The following is a 17,515-nucleotide window of genomic DNA, read 5'->3' as shown; positions in this document are numbered from 1 at the left end:
AGCGGCGCCGCGTTTTTTGTGCCGCACCAATGTTATACTTCGAGCAATGTATGACTTGTCACCGTCAACAGGCTCGCAGTAAACCTGCGGTAATCTCAATTTCGAGAGGAGAAATATGAATAAACTTTCAAAGCTCGCGTTCATTGCAGCTACCGCAGTTATGGCTGCATCCGCTTCGGCACAGTCGGTGCCGGCGTCGCGTCAAGCCGTCAATGACAACTGGGTGAACGGCACGGGCGAATGGGTGTGGATGAACGGCACGAACGAGCTCTGCTGGCGCGACGCATTCTGGACGCCGGCCACCGCCAACGCGAAGTGCGATGGCGCACTGGTCGCCCAGGCACCGCAGCCGCCGGTCGCCCCGGTTGCTCCGGCCATCACGAGCCAGAAGATCACGTATCAGGCTGACGCACTGTTCGACTTCGACAAGGCAACGCTCAAGCCGCTGGGCAAGCAGAAGCTGGACGAACTGGCTTCGAAGATCGAAGGCATGAACACGGAAGTGGTCGTCGCAACGGGCTACACGGACCGCATCGGTTCAGACAAGTACAACGACCGTCTGTCGCTGCGCCGTGCGCAAGCCGTGAAGTCGTACCTGGTCAGCAAGGGTGTCCCGGCCAACAAGATCTACACGGAAGGCAAGGGCAAGCGCAACCCGGTCACGACGGGCTGCAACCAGAAGAACCGCAAGCAACTGATCGCCTGCCTCGCACCGGATCGCCGCGTGGAAGTCGAAGTGGTCGGTACGCAAGAAGTGCAGAAGACGACCGTTCCGGCGCAGTAAGCCGCGGTTTTCGACTGCCTCAAAGCCCCGCTCCGGCGGGGCTTTTTCTTTGACGCCCGTCCTCGCTTCGTCGCTCGCCCGCTTCTTATATACTCGGGGCTGATGCATCGTTGCACCGCCCTCCTCCCGTAGCCCGTTTGCCGACATGACCAACGCCGATCCGCACGAACTCCAGAAATTCAGCGACCTCGCCCATCGGTGGTGGGATCCGAACGCCGAATTCAAGCCGCTGCACGACCTGAACCCGGTCCGGCTCGGCTGGATCGACTCGCATGCGCATCTGGCCGGCAAGCGCGCGCTCGACATCGGCTGCGGCGGCGGCATCCTGTCCGAATCGATGGCCGGGCTCGGCGCGCAGGTCAAGGGCATCGACCTGTCGACCGAAGCCCTCGGCGTCGCCGACCTGCACAGCCTTGAGAGCGGTATCTCGGTCGATTACGAGGCCATCGCCGCCGAAGCGATCGCCGCGCGCGAGCCGGGCAGCTACGACGTCGTCACCTGCATGGAAATGCTCGAGCACGTGCCGTCGCCGGCCGACATCGTCGCCGCCTGCGCGACGCTCGTGAAACCGGGCGGCTGGGTGTTCTTCTCGACGCTGAACCGCAACCTGAAGTCCTACCTGTTCGCCGTGATCGGCGCGGAGTACATCGCGCAGATGCTGCCGAAGGGCACGCACGACTACGCGCGCTTCATCCGCCCGTCGGAACTGGCCGCCTTCGTGCGCGCGACCGACCTGCACATCGTCGAGCTCAAGGGCATCACCTATCACCCGCTCGGCAAGCGCTTCGCGCTGTCGAACGACACCGACATCAACTACCTCGTCGCGTGCCGCCGCGGCGCGTGACCTTCCGACCGGCATGACGACTTCCCTCTCGCCCGCGCGGGCCGTGCTCGACGAGCCGCGCCTGCAGCACTGCGCCGCGGTGCTGTTCGACCTCGACGGCACGCTCGCCGACACGGCGCCCGACCTCGCGGCCGCCGTCAACAAGATGCAGCGCGTGCGCGGCCTGCCCGAAACGCCGCTCGACGCGTTGCGGCGGCTCGCGTCGGCCGGCGCGCGCGGCCTGCTCGGCGGCGCGTTCGGCATCGACCCGCAATCGCCCGGCTACGAAGCGATGCGCGACGAATTCCTGGCGAACTACGCGGCCGACCTGTGCGTGCACACGACGCTGTTCCCGGGCATCGGCGAGGTGCTCGACGAGCTCGATGCGCGCGGCGTGCGCTGGGGCATCGTGACGAACAAGGCGATGCGGCTGACCGCACCGCTCGTCGACTTGCTCGGCCTCGCGCCGCGCGCGGCCTGCATCGTCGGGGGCGACACGACGCCGCACCCGAAGCCGCACCCGGCCCCGCTGCTGCACGCGGCCGCCGAGCTGACGCTGGCGCCCGAGCGCATCGTCTATGTCGGCGACGATCTGCGCGACATCCAGGCCGGCAGCGCAGCCGGGATGGCGACGGTCGCCGCCGCGTACGGTTACTGCGGCGATGGCGCCACGCCGGGCGAATGGCAGGCGCAGCACCTCGTCGACACGACGCAGCAGTTGCGCGAACTGCTGCGCGATGTTGGGCTATAATGCTAGATCTTATCCGCGGGGGCGACCTGGTTTCGACAGGGGTTGTGAAGCGGCTAGGGCATGTCGAGGACCCGTCACCTCGTTAATCAATGGGAAAATCGTAACTGCAAACGACGATACGTTCGCACTGGCAGCCTAAGGGCCGCCGTCCTCTGCCTAGTTCACTGACGGGCTAGAGTCGCAAGACCGGTAGCAATACCGCCAGAGGTCATATACGTCAGTTAAGCCCTGTCGGCGTCGCGACGCCAGGGTCGAAAACCTAGCGAATCGCCGTAGTGCAGCGTGTTCGTCCGCGTCGCTGCGGTTAAATCAAAAGACAGAACTAAACATGTAGAACTAGTCGTGGAGCGCTTCTGGACGCGGGTTCGATTCCCGCCGCCTCCACCAAATTCCGCGCAAGACGCACGAACCCCGCACGACGCCAGTCTGCGGGGTTTTTTGTTGCCGGCCGAACGCACACCCCTGCCTCTCGAAAAAGCGCCCAGCCCGGACGGGCCAGGCGGAATGTCGCCGGTATCCCGGCGACAGGAGGTGACGGATATTCGACCGCCGCTGCGCGCGCATCGCTCGCCGCGACGGCCCGCCCGGCGCCGCAGCCTCGGCGCGACCCATCGTCGCACCCGGCGCATGGCCGAACCGGGCGATGCGCCGCTTAGCTGCCGCGATACAGCGACTTCATTTCCTCATCGCTCGCCGGACGCACGCCGATCGCGCGCGAACCCGACGCCGAAGCGCCCTGCGCCTGGGCGCCGTAGCCGCTGGCATCGACGCCTTGCGCCTGCGCCAGCGCACGCTGCTGTTCCGCAACGCGGGCCGTTGCAGCCTGGATCGCTTCCGGATAGTGCGGATCTTCACCGCGGGCCGAGTTGTAACCGGCCTGCTGCAGTTGAACCAGTTCGGCGCGGACCTGCGCACGGGTGATCGTCGAGCCCGACTGCGCGAACGACACGACCGGGGCGACGAGAGCGGCGGCAACGACAACAGCTTGAACGAGCGACTTCATGATACTGACCTCCAGATTTGTCCGTTTTTCGCGATGAACACCTGCTCATCGCTGACAAACCGAAGTTTATGTAGGCAGCTGCTTAAGAATAAGGCAGGTTTCAGGAACACATACTTCCTGGGATTCGGGTTAACCCTAGTCGATGAGCGACCCCGGTCGCCGCCCTGCCCGCGGTCGATTCATTCGACAGACAAAAAACGCGAGCCCCGCGAAACGGCGACGCTTCGCGGGGCTCGGAGACAACGGCAATCGTCGGCGCGCTGGTCGGTCAGCGCGTCACTGTTCGTCCATCGGGCACTTCAGGTTGCAACCGTTCGGGTCGCCCATGTCGCCCTTGCGGCGCAACGCCGATTTCTTGCCGGTCTGGTACTTCTTCGACGGCGCCGACGCCGCGAACGGCATCTGCGGATGTTCGTTCAGGCGAAACTGGTCGGTCAGGATGCCGCCGGGCACGCCCGGCGAATTCTGCGCGAGCGCAAGCGGCGAGACAGCGACCAGAAGCCCCGCGGTCAACGCTGCCGCGGAGAGGGAAACGGAAAGTTTCATGGCGGAATGACGCCTGAACGGCGTGCTTGTTGGAACGTTGATCAAGCGGCAAGCGTAGCGCAAATCCCCCGCTGCTGCAGCGCGCGTCGATCGCGCACCCGTTACCGCGCATTGCCGTGCGACGCCGCCGCGCCGTCGTCGCCGGCCAGCCCCGCCGCAACGCTTTCCAGCGTCCCGCACGCGGCGGGATCGTAGCCGTCGAGATGCGCGACGCGCTCGACGAAGCGCGCGTCGCGCAGCAGCGCCAGCACGCCGGCGAGCGGCCGCGCCTCGAGCCGCCCGCGCTCGCACGCGAAGTAATAGTCCTCGTCGACGACCGGGATGAAATCGAGCCCGAAGTGATGCGCGGCCGGCTCGACGCCGAAGCCAAGATCGGCCATCCCGCTCGCGACGAAGGCCGCGATCGCCGAGTGCGTGAGCTCGGCCGACGCATAGCCGTCGATGCGCTCCGGGTCGATGCCGATCGCGCGCAGCGCGAGGTCGAGCAGCATGCGCGTGCCCGAGCCCGGCTGCCGGTTGACGAAGCGGATGTCGTTGCGCGCCAGGTCCGCGAGCCCGCGCACCTGCTTCGGATTGCCGCGCGGAATGAACAGCCCCTGCTGGCGGCGCGTCAGATGAATCAGCACGTGACGCGTGTCGTCGAGCCACGGCCGGTAGATCTGCGCGCACTGCGCCCGAAACGCGCCGCGCGGCAGATGGAAGCCGGCCAGTTCGCACTCGCCGCGCGCCAGCGCCTGCACGGCCTCGACGCTCTCGCGATACTTGATGTCGACCGCGGCGTGCGCGTCGACCAGCGCCGATACGAGCGTCGCGACCGCATAGCCGTGCGAAGCGTGGATGCGCACCGCGCCGTCCCGCTGCGCGAGCCGCCGGTTCAGGTCGCTCGCCACTTCCGCCGCCAGCGCGCGCAGGTTGCCGTCGAGGCGGCTGCGCGCGAGGCGCTGCGCATCGACGACCGCCTGTCCGAGTTCCGACAGCGTCGAGCCCTTGCCGCGCGCGGTTTCGATCAGTTCTCCGCCGACGCACGCCTCCAGCGCGCGCAGCAGGCCCCACGCATGCCGATAGGACAGCCCCTTCGCCTGTGCGGCCTGCGCGATGCTGCCCGTGTCGGCCACGAGTTCCAGCAGCGGCGCGACCTCCGACAGACTCGCGGTGCGCCCTTCCGTGTCGCGTACGGTCAGATACGCGTCGCATTCGATTCGAATCAATTATGTACTCCGATTTCCTATTGCGACCGTCAAATCTTCCGCTTATCGTTGACCAAAATCCATCAGAACGAAGTCGCCATGCGCATTATATGAATTCACAGCGCATATGAGACTTTGGAGGAGCATAAGCGATGTCCCCGAATTCCCCCGCGCCCGACGCCCTCGTCGAGCGCCACGTGCGCCCCGGCCGGTCGCTCGTCGCGATCCTGCATGCCATCCAGGACGATGCGGGCTACGTGCCGCCGGGCTGCGTCGCGCCGCTCGCGAAGGCGCTGAACCTGTCGCGCGCCGAAGTGCATGGCGTGCTGACCTACTACCACCATTTCCGCACCGTGCCGCCCGCACGCGTGACGATCCAGATGTGCCGCGCCGAAGCGTGCCGCAGCATGGGCTGCGAGGCGCTTGCCGAACACGCGGAGGCGCGCACGGGGTGCCGGTTCGACGCCGCGCACGACGCTTCGGATGCGCAGGCCGTCGCGCTCGAATCGGTCTACTGCCTCGGCTTGTGTGCGCAGTCGCCGTCGATGACGGTCAACGGCGTGCTGCACGCGAAGGTCACGCCGCAGAAATTCGATGCGCTGCTGGCCGATGCGGTCGCGCACACCGAGGAGGCCGCATGACGACCCGCATCTACGTCCCGCGCGATTCCTCCGCGCTGGCGCTCGGCGCCGATGCGCTCGCCGCCGCGATCGTCGCGGAAGCCGAACGGCGCGGCGCCGCGATCGAACTGGTCCGCAACGGCTCGCGCGGGCTGCTGTGGCTCGAACCGCTGGTCGAGGTCGGCACGGCCGCCGGCCGCGTCGGCTACGCGAACCTGTCGGCCGCCGACGTGCCGGCACTGTTCGACGCGGGCTGGCTCGAAGGCGGCGCGCATCCGAGCGGCGTCGGCCTCGTCGACGCGCTGCCCTATCTCGCGCGCCAGCAGCGCCTGACGTTCGCACGGATCGGGCTGACCGATCCGCTGTCGATCGACGACTACCTGCGGCACGACGGCCTCGCCGGCCTGAAGAACGCACTCGCGCTCGATGGCGACGCCGCGTGCGAGCTGCTGATCGAATCGGGGCTGCGCGGCCGCGGCGGCGCGGCGTTCCCGGCCGGCATCAAATGGCGCACGGTCCGGCAGGCGCGCGCCAGGCAGAAATACATCGTCTGCAACGCGGACGAAGGCGATTCGGGCACGTTCTCCGATCGCCTGATCATGGAAAGCGATCCGTACTGCCTGATCGAAGGGATGATCATCGCGGGCATCGCGACGGGCGCGACGGTCGGCCATATCTACGTGCGCAGCGAATACCCGGACGCAATCGCGACGCTCGAAGCCGCGATCGAACGGGCGCGCGAGGCCGGCTGGCTCGGCGAGCACGTGCTCGGTTCCGCGCATGCGTTCGAGCTGCATGTCGCGAAAGGCGCGGGCTCGTACGTATGCGGCGAGGAAACCGCGCTGCTCGAATCGCTCGAAGGCAAGCGCGGCGTCGTGCGCGCGAAGCCGCCGCTGCCCGCGCTCGCCGGCCTGTTCGGCCAGCCGACCGTGATCAACAACGTGATCACGCTCGCCACCGCGCCGGTGATCTTCGCGCGCGGCGCCGCGTTCTATCGCGATTACGGGATGGGCCGCTCGCGCGGCACGCTGCCGTTCCAGCTCGCGGGCAATATCCGCCACGGCGGCCTCGTCGAGCTCGCGTTCGGCGTCACGCTGCGCGAGCTGCTGTTCGAGTTCGGCGGCGGCACGGCCAGCGGCCGGCCCGCGCGTGCGGCGCAGGTCGGCGGCCCGCTCGGCACCTACCTGCCCGAGCATCAGTGGGACGTGCCGCTCGACTATGAAGCGTACGCGGCGATCGGCGCGGTGGTCGGCCACGGCGGCATCGTGCTGCACGACGACACGTCGAACCTCGCGGCGCTCGCCGAATACGCGATGAAGTTCTGCGCGATCGAATCGTGCGGCAAGTGCACGCCATGCCGGATCGGTTCGACGCGCGGCGTCGAGACGATCGCGCGCATCCGCCAGGGCGATACGTCGGAGCGGCAGGTCACGCTGCTGCGCGACCTGTGCGACACGATGCTCGCCGGCTCGCTGTGCGCGATGGGCGGGATGACGCCGTATCCGGTGCTGTCCGCCCTCGATCACTTCCCCGAAGATTTCGGGCTCGCCGCCGGCAAGGATGCCGCGTCGGGTCCCGTCAAGGCCGCGGCCTGACCCAGAAGGAGCCCTGCATGTCACTCGACACGAACAACGTCCGCCAAGGCGGCTGCGGCTCGGGCCAATGCGCGTGCAAGAGCGCCGCACAGGCGCGTGTGCGCGACCCGTTCGACGATACCGACTACGGCACGCCGCAGCGCCACGCGGACACCGATGTCACGCTCGAAATCGACGGCCAGGCCGTCACCGTGCCGGCCGGCACGTCCGTGATGCGCGCCGCGATCGAAGCCGGCGTCAACGTGCCGAAGCTCTGCGCGACCGATTCGCTCGAGCCGTTCGGCTCGTGCCGCCTGTGCCTCGTCGAGATCGAGGGCCGCCGCGGCTATCCGGCCTCGTGCACGACGCCCGCCGAAGCCGGGATGAAGGTGCGCACGCAGTCGGACCGGCTGCAGGCGCTGCGCCGCAACGTGATGGAACTGTACATCTCCGATCACCCGCTCGACTGCCTCACCTGCCCCGCCAACGGCGACTGCGAGCTGCAGGACATGGCGGGCGTGGTCGGCCTGCGCGAGGTGCGCTACGGCTTCGACGGCGCGAATCATCTGCGCGAGGCGAAGGATGAGTCGAATCCGTACTTCACGTACGACCCGTCGAAGTGCATCGTCTGCAATCGCTGCGTGCGCGCCTGCGAGGAAACGCAGGGCACGTTCGCGCTGACGATCGCCGCGCGCGGCTTCGAATCGCGCGTCGCCGCCGGCGAGAGCGAATCGTTCATGGCGTCGGAATGCGTGTCCTGCGGCGCGTGCGTCGCGGCCTGCCCGACGGCCACGCTGCAGGAGAAGTCGGTCGTCCAGCTCGGGCAGGCCGAGCATTCGGTGATCACCACCTGCGCATACTGCGGCGTCGGCTGCTCGTTCAAGGCCGAGATGAAGGGCACGCAGGTCGTGCGAATGACGCCGCACAAGAACGGGCTCGCGAACGAAGGCCATGCGTGCGTGAAGGGACGCTTCGCGTGGGGCTACGCGACGCACAAGGACCGCATCACGAAGCCGATGATCCGCGAGAAGATCACCGACCCGTGGCGCGAAGTGAGCTGGGACGAGGCGCTCAGCTATGCGGCGACGCAGTTCCGCAAGCTGCAGGACAAGTACGGCCGCGATTCGATCGGCGGCATCACGTCGTCGCGCTGCACGAACGAGGAAACCTACCTCGTGCAGAAGCTGGTGCGCGCCGCGTTCGGCAACAACAACGTCGACACCTGCGCGCGCGTCTGTCACTCGCCGACCGGCTATGGCCTGAAGACGACGCTCGGCGAATCGGCCGGCACGCAGACCTTCGCGTCGGTCGGCAAGGCCGACGTGATCGTCGTGATGGGCGCGAACCCGACCGACGGCCACCCGGTGTTCGGCTCGCGGCTGAAGCGCCGCGTGCGCGAAGGCGCGAAGCTGATCGTCATCGATCCGCGTCGCATCGACGTGGTCGACGGCCCGCACGTGAAGGCCACCCACCACCTGCAGCTTCGCCCCGGCACCAACGTCGCGATGGTCAACGCGCTCGCGCACGTGATCGTCACCGAAGGGCTCGTCGCCGACGCGTTCGTCGCCGAGCGCTGCGACACGCGCGCGTTCGAGCAGTGGCGCGAGTTCGTGTCGCGTGCCGAGAATTCGCCCGAGGCAAGCGCCGAGGTGACGGGCGTGCCGGCCGAACAGGTGCGCGCCGCCGCGCGGCTCTACGCGACGGGCGGCAACGCCGCGATCTACTACGGGCTCGGCGTGACCGAGCACGCGCAAGGCTCGACCACCGTGATGGGCATCGCGAACCTCGCGATGGCGACCGGGAACGTCGGGCGCGAAGGCGTCGGCGTCAATCCGCTGCGCGGCCAGAACAACGTGCAGGGCTCGTGCGACATGGGCTCGTTCCCGCACGAACTGCCCGGCTACCGGCATATCGGCGACGCGAGCGTGCGCGCGCTGTTCGAGGAGGCATGGTCGGCGACGCTGCAGCCGGAACCGGGCCTGCGCATCCCGAACATGTTCGATGCGGCGCTCGACGGCAGCTTCAAGGGGCTCTACTGCCAGGGCGAGGACATCGTCCAGTCGGATCCGAACACGCAGCATGTCGCGGCCGCGCTGTCGGCGATGGAATGCATCGTCGTGCAGGACATCTTCCTGAATGAAACCGCGAAGTACGCGCACGTGCTGCTGCCCGGCTCGTCGTTCCTCGAGAAGGACGGCACCTTCACGAACGCGGAACGCCGCATCTCGCGCGTGCGCAAGGTGATGCCGCCGCTGGCCGGCTATGCGGACTGGGAAGTGACGCTGATGCTGTCGCGCGCGCTCGGCTACGAGATGGATTACGCGCATCCGTCGGAAATCATGGACGAGATCGCGCGGCTCACGCCGACCTTCTCGGGCGTGTCGTACGCGAAGCTCGACGCGCTCGGCAGCATCCAGTGGCCGTGCAACGAGGCCGCGCCGGAAGGCACGCCGACGATGCACATCGACACGTTCGTGCGCGGCAAGGGCAAGTTCGTGATCACGCAGTTCATTGCGTCGCCGGAGAAGGTCACGCAGCGCTATCCGCTGATCCTGACCACGGGCCGCATCCTGTCGCAATACAACGTCGGCGCGCAGACGCGCCGCACCGAGAACGTGCAGTGGCATCAAGAGGATCGTCTCGAAATCCATCCGCACGACGCGCAGGATCGCGGCATCCGGAGCGGCGACTGGGTCGGCATCGAATCGCGTGCCGGGCAGACGGTGCTGCGCGCGCTCGTGACCGAACGCATGCAGCCGGGCGTCGTATACACGACGTTCCACTTCCCCGAATCGGGCGCGAACGTGATCACGACGGACAGTTCGGACTGGGCGACGAACTGCCCCGAGTACAAGGTGACGGCCGTGCAGGTGATGCCCGTCGCGCAGCCGTCCGACTGGCAGCGTGCGTATGCGCGTTTCAACGCCGAGCAGCTCGACCTGCTCGAGCGTCGCGCGGCGCCGACTCCCGTGACGACAGGCAAGTGAGGCCACGATGAACCAGCAACACCTGATCGACATGGCCAACCAGATCGGCGCGTTTTTCGAATCGATGCCCGATCGCGACGAAGCGCTGGCCGGCATCGCCGACCATATCCGGCGCTTCTGGGAGCCGCGGATGCGCCGCGCACTGCTCGCCGCGCTCGACGACCCGGCGGGCGAAGGCGGCCGGCGCGCGCTGCCGATCGTGCGCGACGCGATCGCCGCGCACCGCGCCTCGCTCGTGCCGGCCGCGACGCCGGCCTGAGCCGCCTCTACGCGGGCAGCGGCGTGCCCGCGAACCAGGTCTCGCAATGGCGCAGCAGCGCGTTGGCATCGGACGCCGCGCGACCGCGCGCGGCGACGTAGCCGTCGGGCCGCAGCAGATAGAACGACGGCCGCGACCGGCCATAGGCTTGCGCCAGTCCGGCCGCGCCGTCGCCTTCGGCATCGGCGACGCGCCATACGCGCACCGCGTCCGGCATGATGCGCTCGAGCCCCTGCACGAGCGACTGCACATCCGCCGCCAACGGCGGCGCGTCTTCCGTTTCGTCGGCCGGCTGCTCCTCGAGCAGCAGCAGCGTGAAGCTCGCCGGATCGTGCAGATCGTAGAGCCGCGCCGTACCGGGCGCCTGACCGAGCGGCCCGTCGATCACATGCACGACCGCGTCGGGCGCACGCTCGCCCGCACGCGGGCCGCCGTCGAGCACGCGCTCGAGCGTCAGCGGACTCTTGCGGTACTGCACGCCGAGCTCGCTGACCGAGCGCCGCACCGCGTCGCGCATCGGCCCGAACGACGACAGCAGCGGCAGCACATGGTCGCGCAGCAGCTTCATCGCGCCATGATCGGCTTCGGCGATCTGCGTGACGAAGCTCGTCTGCCGCAGCACGTCGCGCTCGATCGGATGACGCTCCGCGTGATAGGTATCGAGCAGCCGCTCGGGCGCGCCTGCGCCGAGCACGCGCGCGAGCTTCCAGCCGAGATTGAGCGCTTCCTGGATGCCGGTGTTCATGCCCTGCGCGCCGGCCGGGCTGTGAATATGCGCGGCATCGCCCGCGAAGAACACGCGCCCGCGCCGCAGGTGCCCGACCATTCGGCTGTGCAGATGAAAATACGACGACCACGCCAGATCGCTCGTCGCGATCGACGCGCCGATACGCGCGTGCACGATCGCTTCGCATTCGGCGAGCGACGGAGCGGACGCGTCGGGCGACGTATCGCCGCCGGGCGGCCGGTCGGCGACCAGCCGATAACGGCCGTCGCCCATCGGGAACAGGCCGGCGATGCCGCCGGGCGTCGTGAACAGATGAATCTCGTCGTCCGGCCAGTCGGGGATCGCCGCGAGATCGGCGAGCAGGAAAGTCTGCTCGAACGCGTGCCCGGCAAAACCGACGCCGAGCAGGTGACGCACCGTGCTGTGCGCGCCGTCGGCGGCGATCAGGTACGACGGCGTGCAGCGCGTGTCGTGCCCGTCGGCATCGCGGATCGTCACGTCGAGCGAGGTGCCGCCGTTGTCGCATGCGACCAGCGTCGCGCCGCGCTCGACCGTCACGCCGAGCCCGGCCAGATGCTCGGTCAGCAGCCGCTCGGTGACGCTCTGGTCGAGCAGCAGCAGATACGGATAGCGCGTTTGCAGCGGATCGAAATCGAGCCGCGCGATCACGCGGCCTTCGGCATGCAGCGCGGCCGCATGCGCGCGATGGCCGAGTGCGAGAAACGGCTCGACCGCGCGATGCTGCTCCAGCAGTTCGAGCGTGCGCGCCTGGATGCCGATCGCGCGCGAATACGGCGCCGGCGCGGCCAGCCTGTCGATGATGCGCACCGGCACGCGGGCGCGCGCGAGACTCATCGCCGCGGCAAGGCCGGTCGGCCCCGCGCCGACGATCAGCACGGGCGGAATATCGAGAAGGGTGTCAGCCATGAGCACCTCGATGACACACGATCTTGCCGGGACCGGTTTGCGCCACGACAAGCTTGTCGTGCCAATCGGCCCGAGGGTTTGCTTGCACCGGGAACGCGCTGGCACTGCCGCGACAGCGGCCGCGCGCGACACGTGCCCGATCCGTTCGCCGCGCCCCATCCCGGAAAACTCGAGTCGCGGGAAGGCGCGAAATCGCGACGAGCGATTTCGGGCGCTCGGATCGGCGTTCCCGATGTCAACAGGCCCTAGTCTACGCCGCTCGGCGTGACGGGGCCATATGCCGTCCGGCCAATGCGCGGCCGGCGTGCGCGGTGTGGGAAAATACGCGCTTTCCGTCAGTTTTCGCGTCATGGATTCCGCATTCGACCGAGCGTACGCCGCGCATCGCGCGGGCCGCCTCGCCGAGGCCGAGCACGGCTATCGCGCCGCGCTCGCCACCAATCCCGCCGACGCCGACGCGCTGCATCTGTTCGGCGTGCTGCGGCATCAGCAGGGCCAGCATGCCGAGGCGGCCGATCTCGTCGGCCGCGCGGTCGCGCTGCGTCCCGACGACGCCGCGCTGCAGCTCAACCTCGGCAACGCGCTGAAGGCGCTCGGCCGGCTCGACGAGGCGATCGAGCGCTTTCGCAATGCGCTGACGCTCGCGCCCGAATTTCCGCTCGCGCACTACAACCTCGGCAACGCGTATGCGGCGCTGCAGCGCCACGAGGACGCGGTCGACGCCTTCGGCCGCGCGCTGCGGCTCACGCCCGACGACGCGTCGATCTACAACAACCTCGGCAACGCGCTGAACGCGCTCGGCCGCCACGACGACGCGCTCGCCGCGTTCCGCCGCGCGCTCGAACTGCGCCCCGGCCATGCGGGCGCACACAACAATCTCGCGATGGCGTTGAGCGCGATGGGCCGCGCCGACGACGCGATCGCGCATTTCCAGGCCGCGATCGCCGCGCAGCCGCGCTTCGTCGCCGCGCACTTCAACCTCGGCAACACGTTCGACGCGGTGGGCCGTCACGCGGAAGCCGCCGCCGCGTTCGAGGCCGCGCTCGCGCTGCACCCGCCGTTTCCGCTCGCGCTGTTCGGGCTCGCGAACGCGCTCTGCGCGCAGTCGCGGCATCGCGACGCGCTGCCCTACTACGAACGCGCGGTCGGTCTCGACCCGTCGTTCAGTCTCGCATGGCTGAATCTCGGCAACGCGCATCACGCGCTCGGCGCGCACGAGATGGCGCTGCGCGCGTTCGACCAGGCGCTGCGCGTCGCGCCCGATCTCACGCTCGCGCAACTGCACCGCGCGGTCACGCTGCTGACGCTCGGCGATTTCACGCGCGGCCTGCCCGCCTACGAAGCGCGTCACGACACGCCCGGCGCCACGCCGATCGGTGCGCTGCCGCGCTGGCGCGGCGAACCGATCGCGTCGAAGACGCTGCTGATCCGTGCGGAACAGGGATTCGGCGACACGCTGCAGTTCGTGCGCTTCGTGCCGCGCGCGCGCGAACGCTGCGCGCGCGTCGTGCTCGAGGTGCAGCCGGAACTCGTCGCGCTGCTCGCGCCGGCCGCGACGCGCTGGCGCGTGACGCTCGTCGCGCAGGGCTCGGCGAAGCCGCCTGCGGCGGACTTCGCCTGCACGCTGATGAGCCTGCCGTTCGCACTCGGGCTGCAACCGGCCGACATCGTGGCCGGCGCGCGCTATCTCGGCGCGCCCGACAGCGCACGCCGGCGTTTTCGCGGCTCGCTCGGCGGGCAGGCGAAGCGCAAGTTCGGCCTCGCATGGTCGGGGCGCCGGCAGGCGCAGGAAAACCGCTCGATGCCGTTCGACACGCTCGCGCCGCTGCTCGCGCTGCCGGACATCGACTGGATCGTGCTGCAGCCGGCGCTCGACGACGACGAACGCGCACGCATCGATGCGCACCCGCGCGTGCATCGGCTCGACGGCCGGCTCAATGATTTCGCCGATACGGCCGCGCTGATCGAGCGGCTCGACGGCGTCGTGACGATCGATACGGCCGTCGCGCACCTCGCGGGCGCACTCGGCAAGCCGCTGTGGATGATGCTGCCGTTCGCGGCCGACTGGCGCTGGTTCACCGGCGACGACTGCCCGTGGTATCCGCAGGCCCGGATCGTCCGCCAGCGCACGCCGGGCGCATGGCACGACGTCGCGGCGGCCGTCGCCGATGCGCTGCGCGACAACCGGGCGTAATCGGGATAGGGGCGGTCAGTTAACCTGACCGATCCCCTCCCACACCACCCGGCATGCGGGTCCGCACCGGGCGGTTGGAATGGTTGAGGTTGCCGGGCTTGTGTTGCTCCCGACCCGACACCCAGGTTCGCTGTTGTCTGCTTCACCGAAACTGATTCCTCGCTGCCTGGGCCTGTCGGGCTTCACCCTATCCACCGTTCGGCGAGCTTCACTTACGCGAACATCTGAGGCTATTCACTTCCGAGAACCAGAGGGCTTGCCCTCCCATTCCTTCGGCCCTTCGCTGGCAGCTTTAGCCTTCCCGGCCACACCACCTCACTACTACGGCCTCTGCTGACTTCTCGCTCCGGTCTGCACCGTCGCCCTTTCAGGCACAAGGCGAGATCTCCCCAGGTAAGAACGCACTCCTTCATCGCACAACCGCCGTATTTACGCCGCTTCGCTTTGGTCACGAGAGCTTTGCGGTTTGTTGCCCGCTCGCCCTGCTCGGCAGCGCCTTCTATACGGTTCTTGTCCATCGGCTCGCGATTTACGCTCCACGCTTCCTCCCCACACTCGGTCGCCCTCATGCAGTTGCGCTTCACTTCATTCGCCATGACCAGCTTATGGCGGGACTTTCACCCGCAGGAGTGCGCCCATGCTGGGCGCACAACAAAAAAAGGGAGCGCGATTGCGCTCCTCCGCTACGAGACCGGCGGCCGCAGCCGCCGCGTTGCGTGGCGTGTCAGGCCGCCTTGTACTGATTGCGCGCCTCGGGCGTGCGATACAGCACCAGCGTCGCGATCAGCCCGCAAATCGCCGCGACGCAGAGCCACAGCCCCGGCGCGGCCTTGTTGCCGGTCTCGTGGATCAGCAGCGTCGAGATCGCGGGCGTGAAGCCGCCGATCGTCGTCGCGAGGCTGTACGCGAGCGAGAAGCCGGCCGTGCGGACGTCGGCCGGCATCACTTCGGTCAGCGCGACGACCATCGCGCCGTTGTACGACCCGTACAGGAACGACAGCCACAGCTCGACCGCGAGCAGCCGCAGGAACGACGGCTCGCCGACGAGCCACAGCACGGCCGGGTACGCCGTCACGAGCGTGAGCACCGTGAAGGCGATCAGCACCGGACGACGGCCGATGCGGTCCGACAGCGCGCCCGACAGCGGCAGCCAGACGAGGTTGGAGACGCCCACGCACACGGTCACGACCAGCGCGTCGAGCGACGACAGGTGCAGCACTTCCTTGCCGAAGGTCGGCGTATAGGCGGTGATCATGTAGAACGACACCGTCGTCATGATCACCATCCCCATGCCGGCGATCACGACACCCCAGTTGTCGAGCATCGAGCGCATGATCTCGCCCATCGTCGGGCGATGATGCTTCGCGAGAAACTCGTCGGTCTCCTTCAGCGAACGCCGGATCAGGAACAGGAACGGCACGATCAGGCAGCCGATCAGGAACGGAATGCGCCAGCCCCACGCGGTCATGTCCTCGGCCGGCAGCGCGCGGTTCAGCAGCACGCCGACGAACGCGGCGAACACGACGGCCACCTGCTGGCTGCCCGACTGCCACGACGTATAGAACCCCTTGTGCCCCTTCGTCGCGATCTCGGACAGATAGACCGACACGCCGCCGAGCTCGACGCCCGCCGAGAAGCCCTGCAGCAGCCGGCCGAGCAGCACGAGCGCGGGCGCGAGCGCGCCGATCGTCGCGTAGCCGGGCACCGCGGCCACCGTGAGCGTGCCGAGCGCCATCAGCCCGAGCGTCAGGATCAGCCCCTTGCGTCGCCCGTGATGGTCGATATACGCGCCGAGCACGATCGCGCCGACCGGCCGCATCAGGAAGCCCGCGCCGAACACGGACAGCGACAGCATCAGCGACGCGAACGCGTTGCCGCTCGGAAAGTAGGTTTTGGCGATGGCCGACGCGTAATAGCCATAGACCATGAAGTCGTACATTTCCAGGAAGTTGCCGCTGACGACCCGGAACACGGTGCGGACTTTCGATTCCTGTGCGACCGCGTGTGACGCTGTGGACATGTTTTTCTCGCTCTGCTCGGATGGCGCAAATCCGCGCCGCGTGGATCCGACGATGCACGCCGCGCCGGAGCCGGCGCGCACGGGCATCGCTGCCCGCCGGCGGCGCCGCGCAAGGACGCACCTGCCGACAGGGTTCGCAAATGATGCCACGGCAAGCCGACATTTGCCTTGTGCCGCCGCTGCGCCGGCCGTCGCCGCATCCGGCTCGCCGCCCGCCTGAAAAAAACCGGCGACGCATGCGTCGCCGGGTTTCATCCTTGCGTCGGCCGATCGGCTCGACGAATCGTCACTTGCGCGCAGGCAATCCCGTTTCGGCCTGCCGCTCCAGTTGCCGCACCTGCTCCTGCAGGTCGCGCAACTGCACCTGCGCTGCGTGCTTCTCGACCTGCAACGCGCGCGCCTGCGCCTGCGCCGACTGCTGCCGCTGCGCGACTTCGGCCTGCTGGCTGCGCGCGACGCCCAGGTCGGCTTCGAGCCGCTGCGCGCGGTTCGCCTGCAGCGCAATCGCGCGTTCGAGAAACGCCTTCTGCGCCTGCAGCTCGGTGCGAAGGATCTCGACGTCGGCCAGCTGCGCGGTCTGCTGGACGAAATTCGCATACACCGCCTCCGCCCGCGGCTTCTCCTGCGACTTGATCACGCGCCACAAATGCTTGTCCTGGAACAGCGCGGCGTAATAGGTCATCTCGCGCGGATCGAACATCAGGCTCGCGCCGTAGCTGCCGTTGTAGGTGGTGCGCATCTCGACGATGCGGCCGTCGTGCAGCATCTGCGCCAGCTCGGCGACATTGCCTTGCGCGGCGGCATCGGCCGCGGGCGCTGCGGCAGCCGCGGGCCGCGCATCGCCGCTCAGGCTCGTCACCGCCGGGCGCGTGCCCGCGGCCGGCGCGGTCGCGTCCACCGACGCAGGCAACGACGCAGCCGTGCCCGTCTGCGCGCAACCGGCAACGCAGACGGCCATCGCAGCGATCCACGTTGCACATCGGACAGAGGAAAAGGTTCGGAAGGCCAACTTCAACTCCGGCGAACGAATCGGGAGCCGCGATTATCATTCAAATCGCCGCGGCCGTATCTCGAATTGGTCGAGACGCGGCCGGGGCCTTCGCGCGAGGTGAA

14 protein-coding genes and 1 other RNA gene are annotated in these 17,515 nt (G+C 68.3%); 9 read left to right on the top strand and 6 right to left on the bottom strand.

All coding sequences use genetic code 11. The features are described from left to right. The first annotated feature begins 115 nt into the window (after window positions 1-115). From ompA to ssrA, 4 genes are all read left to right on the top strand, one after another. Window positions 116-784 (top strand): outer membrane protein OmpA, encoded by a 669-nt coding sequence (gene ompA, locus WS57_RS22795; protein WP_040126893.1) that lies wholly within the window; start codon window positions 116-118, stop codon window positions 782-784. A 145-nt stretch (window positions 785-929) separates the two neighbouring features. Continuing rightward, complete coding sequence (ubiG, locus tag WS57_RS22790) at window positions 930-1,628, top strand: bifunctional 2-polyprenyl-6-hydroxyphenol methylase/3-demethylubiquinol 3-O-methyltransferase UbiG (protein WP_009695471.1); 699 nt, start codon at window positions 930-932, stop codon at window positions 1,626-1,628. 13 nt (window positions 1,629-1,641) lie between these two features. Next, the gene (gene gph / locus WS57_RS22785) at window positions 1,642-2,358 is read left to right on the top strand and encodes a phosphoglycolate phosphatase (RefSeq protein WP_059600603.1); all 717 of its coding nucleotides are present in this window, start codon (window positions 1,642-1,644) and stop codon (window positions 2,356-2,358) included. Window positions 2,359-2,375: 17 nt separating this feature from the next. Beyond that, window positions 2,376-2,745, top strand: a transfer-messenger RNA (tmRNA) gene (gene ssrA / locus WS57_RS22780). Window positions 2,746-3,010: 265 nt separating this feature from the next. Here ssrA and WS57_RS22775 read toward each other — a convergent pair. The 3 genes from WS57_RS22775 to WS57_RS22765 all read right to left on the bottom strand — a co-directional run bounded on the left by WS57_RS22775 (window position 3,011) and on the right by WS57_RS22765 (window position 5,115). Beyond that, on the bottom strand, window positions 3,011-3,361 hold the full coding sequence (locus WS57_RS22775) for a DUF4148 domain-containing protein (RefSeq protein WP_009691587.1): 351 nt from the start codon (window positions 3,359-3,361) through the stop codon (window positions 3,011-3,013). Window positions 3,362-3,637: 276 nt separating this feature from the next. Continuing rightward, a complete protein-coding gene (locus WS57_RS22770; protein WP_069244887.1) occupies window positions 3,638-3,907 on the bottom strand; it encodes a hypothetical protein in 270 nt (89 codons plus the stop codon). A gap of 101 nt (window positions 3,908-4,008) precedes the next feature. Further along, entirely contained in the window at window positions 4,009-5,115 is a 1,107-nt protein-coding gene (locus tag WS57_RS22765) for a substrate-binding domain-containing protein (RefSeq protein ID WP_059516782.1), read from the bottom strand. Between the two features lie 131 nt (window positions 5,116-5,246). Here WS57_RS22765 and WS57_RS22760 point away from each other — a divergent pair, with 131 nt between their 5' ends. The 4 genes from WS57_RS22760 to WS57_RS22745 are packed head-to-tail and all read left to right on the top strand — an operon-like array spanning window position 5,247 to window position 10,534. Then, a complete protein-coding gene (locus WS57_RS22760; protein WP_069244886.1) occupies window positions 5,247-5,735 on the top strand; it encodes an NAD(P)H-dependent oxidoreductase subunit E in 489 nt (162 codons plus the stop codon). Continuing rightward, window positions 5,732-7,309: a formate dehydrogenase beta subunit gene (locus WS57_RS22755; protein ID WP_069244885.1), complete on the top strand. Its 1,578-nt coding sequence runs from the start codon at window positions 5,732-5,734 to the stop codon at window positions 7,307-7,309. Before WS57_RS22760 ends, WS57_RS22755 begins: the two co-directional genes overlap by 4 nt. A 17-nt stretch (window positions 7,310-7,326) precedes the next feature. After that, window positions 7,327-10,275, top strand: a complete 2,949-nt coding sequence (gene fdhF / locus WS57_RS22750) for a formate dehydrogenase subunit alpha (protein ID WP_069244884.1) — start codon at window positions 7,327-7,329, stop codon at window positions 10,273-10,275. A 7-nt stretch (window positions 10,276-10,282) separates the two neighbouring features. Then, window positions 10,283-10,534 carry a formate dehydrogenase subunit delta gene (locus WS57_RS22745; protein WP_040126886.1) on the top strand — a complete coding sequence of 84 codons (252 nt, stop codon included), beginning with the start codon at window positions 10,283-10,285 and terminating at the stop codon, window positions 10,532-10,534. A 7-nt stretch (window positions 10,535-10,541) separates the two neighbouring features. On the opposite strand, the gene WS57_RS22740 is transcribed toward WS57_RS22745, so the two are convergent. Then, window positions 10,542-12,188: an FAD-dependent monooxygenase gene (locus WS57_RS22740; protein WP_059600608.1), complete on the bottom strand. Its 1,647-nt coding sequence runs from the start codon at window positions 12,186-12,188 to the stop codon at window positions 10,542-10,544. A 349-nt stretch (window positions 12,189-12,537) separates the two neighbouring features. On the opposite strand from WS57_RS22740, the gene WS57_RS22735 reads away from it, so the two are divergent. Continuing rightward, on the top strand, window positions 12,538-14,382 hold the full coding sequence (locus WS57_RS22735; RefSeq protein ID WP_419469143.1) for a tetratricopeptide repeat protein: 1,845 nt from the start codon (window positions 12,538-12,540) through the stop codon (window positions 14,380-14,382). A 724-nt stretch (window positions 14,383-15,106) separates the two neighbouring features. Here the strand turns inward: WS57_RS22735 and WS57_RS22730 are convergent. Further along, window positions 15,107-16,402, bottom strand: coding sequence for an MFS transporter (locus tag WS57_RS22730; protein WP_059518064.1), 1,296 nt, complete (start codon window positions 16,400-16,402; stop codon window positions 15,107-15,109). Between the two features lie 286 nt (window positions 16,403-16,688). Then, entirely contained in the window at window positions 16,689-17,411 is a 723-nt protein-coding gene (locus WS57_RS22725) for a DUF2968 domain-containing protein (protein ID WP_069244882.1), read from the bottom strand. Window positions 17,412-17,515 lie beyond the last annotated feature (104 nt).

The sequence above is a fragment of the Burkholderia pseudomultivorans genome (assembly GCF_001718415.1).
GTDB classification, from domain to species: domain Bacteria; phylum Pseudomonadota; class Gammaproteobacteria; order Burkholderiales; family Burkholderiaceae; genus Burkholderia; species Burkholderia pseudomultivorans_A.
The sequence above is the reverse complement of the archived record's forward strand: the minus strand, read 5'-3'. Positions and strand labels throughout refer to the sequence as shown.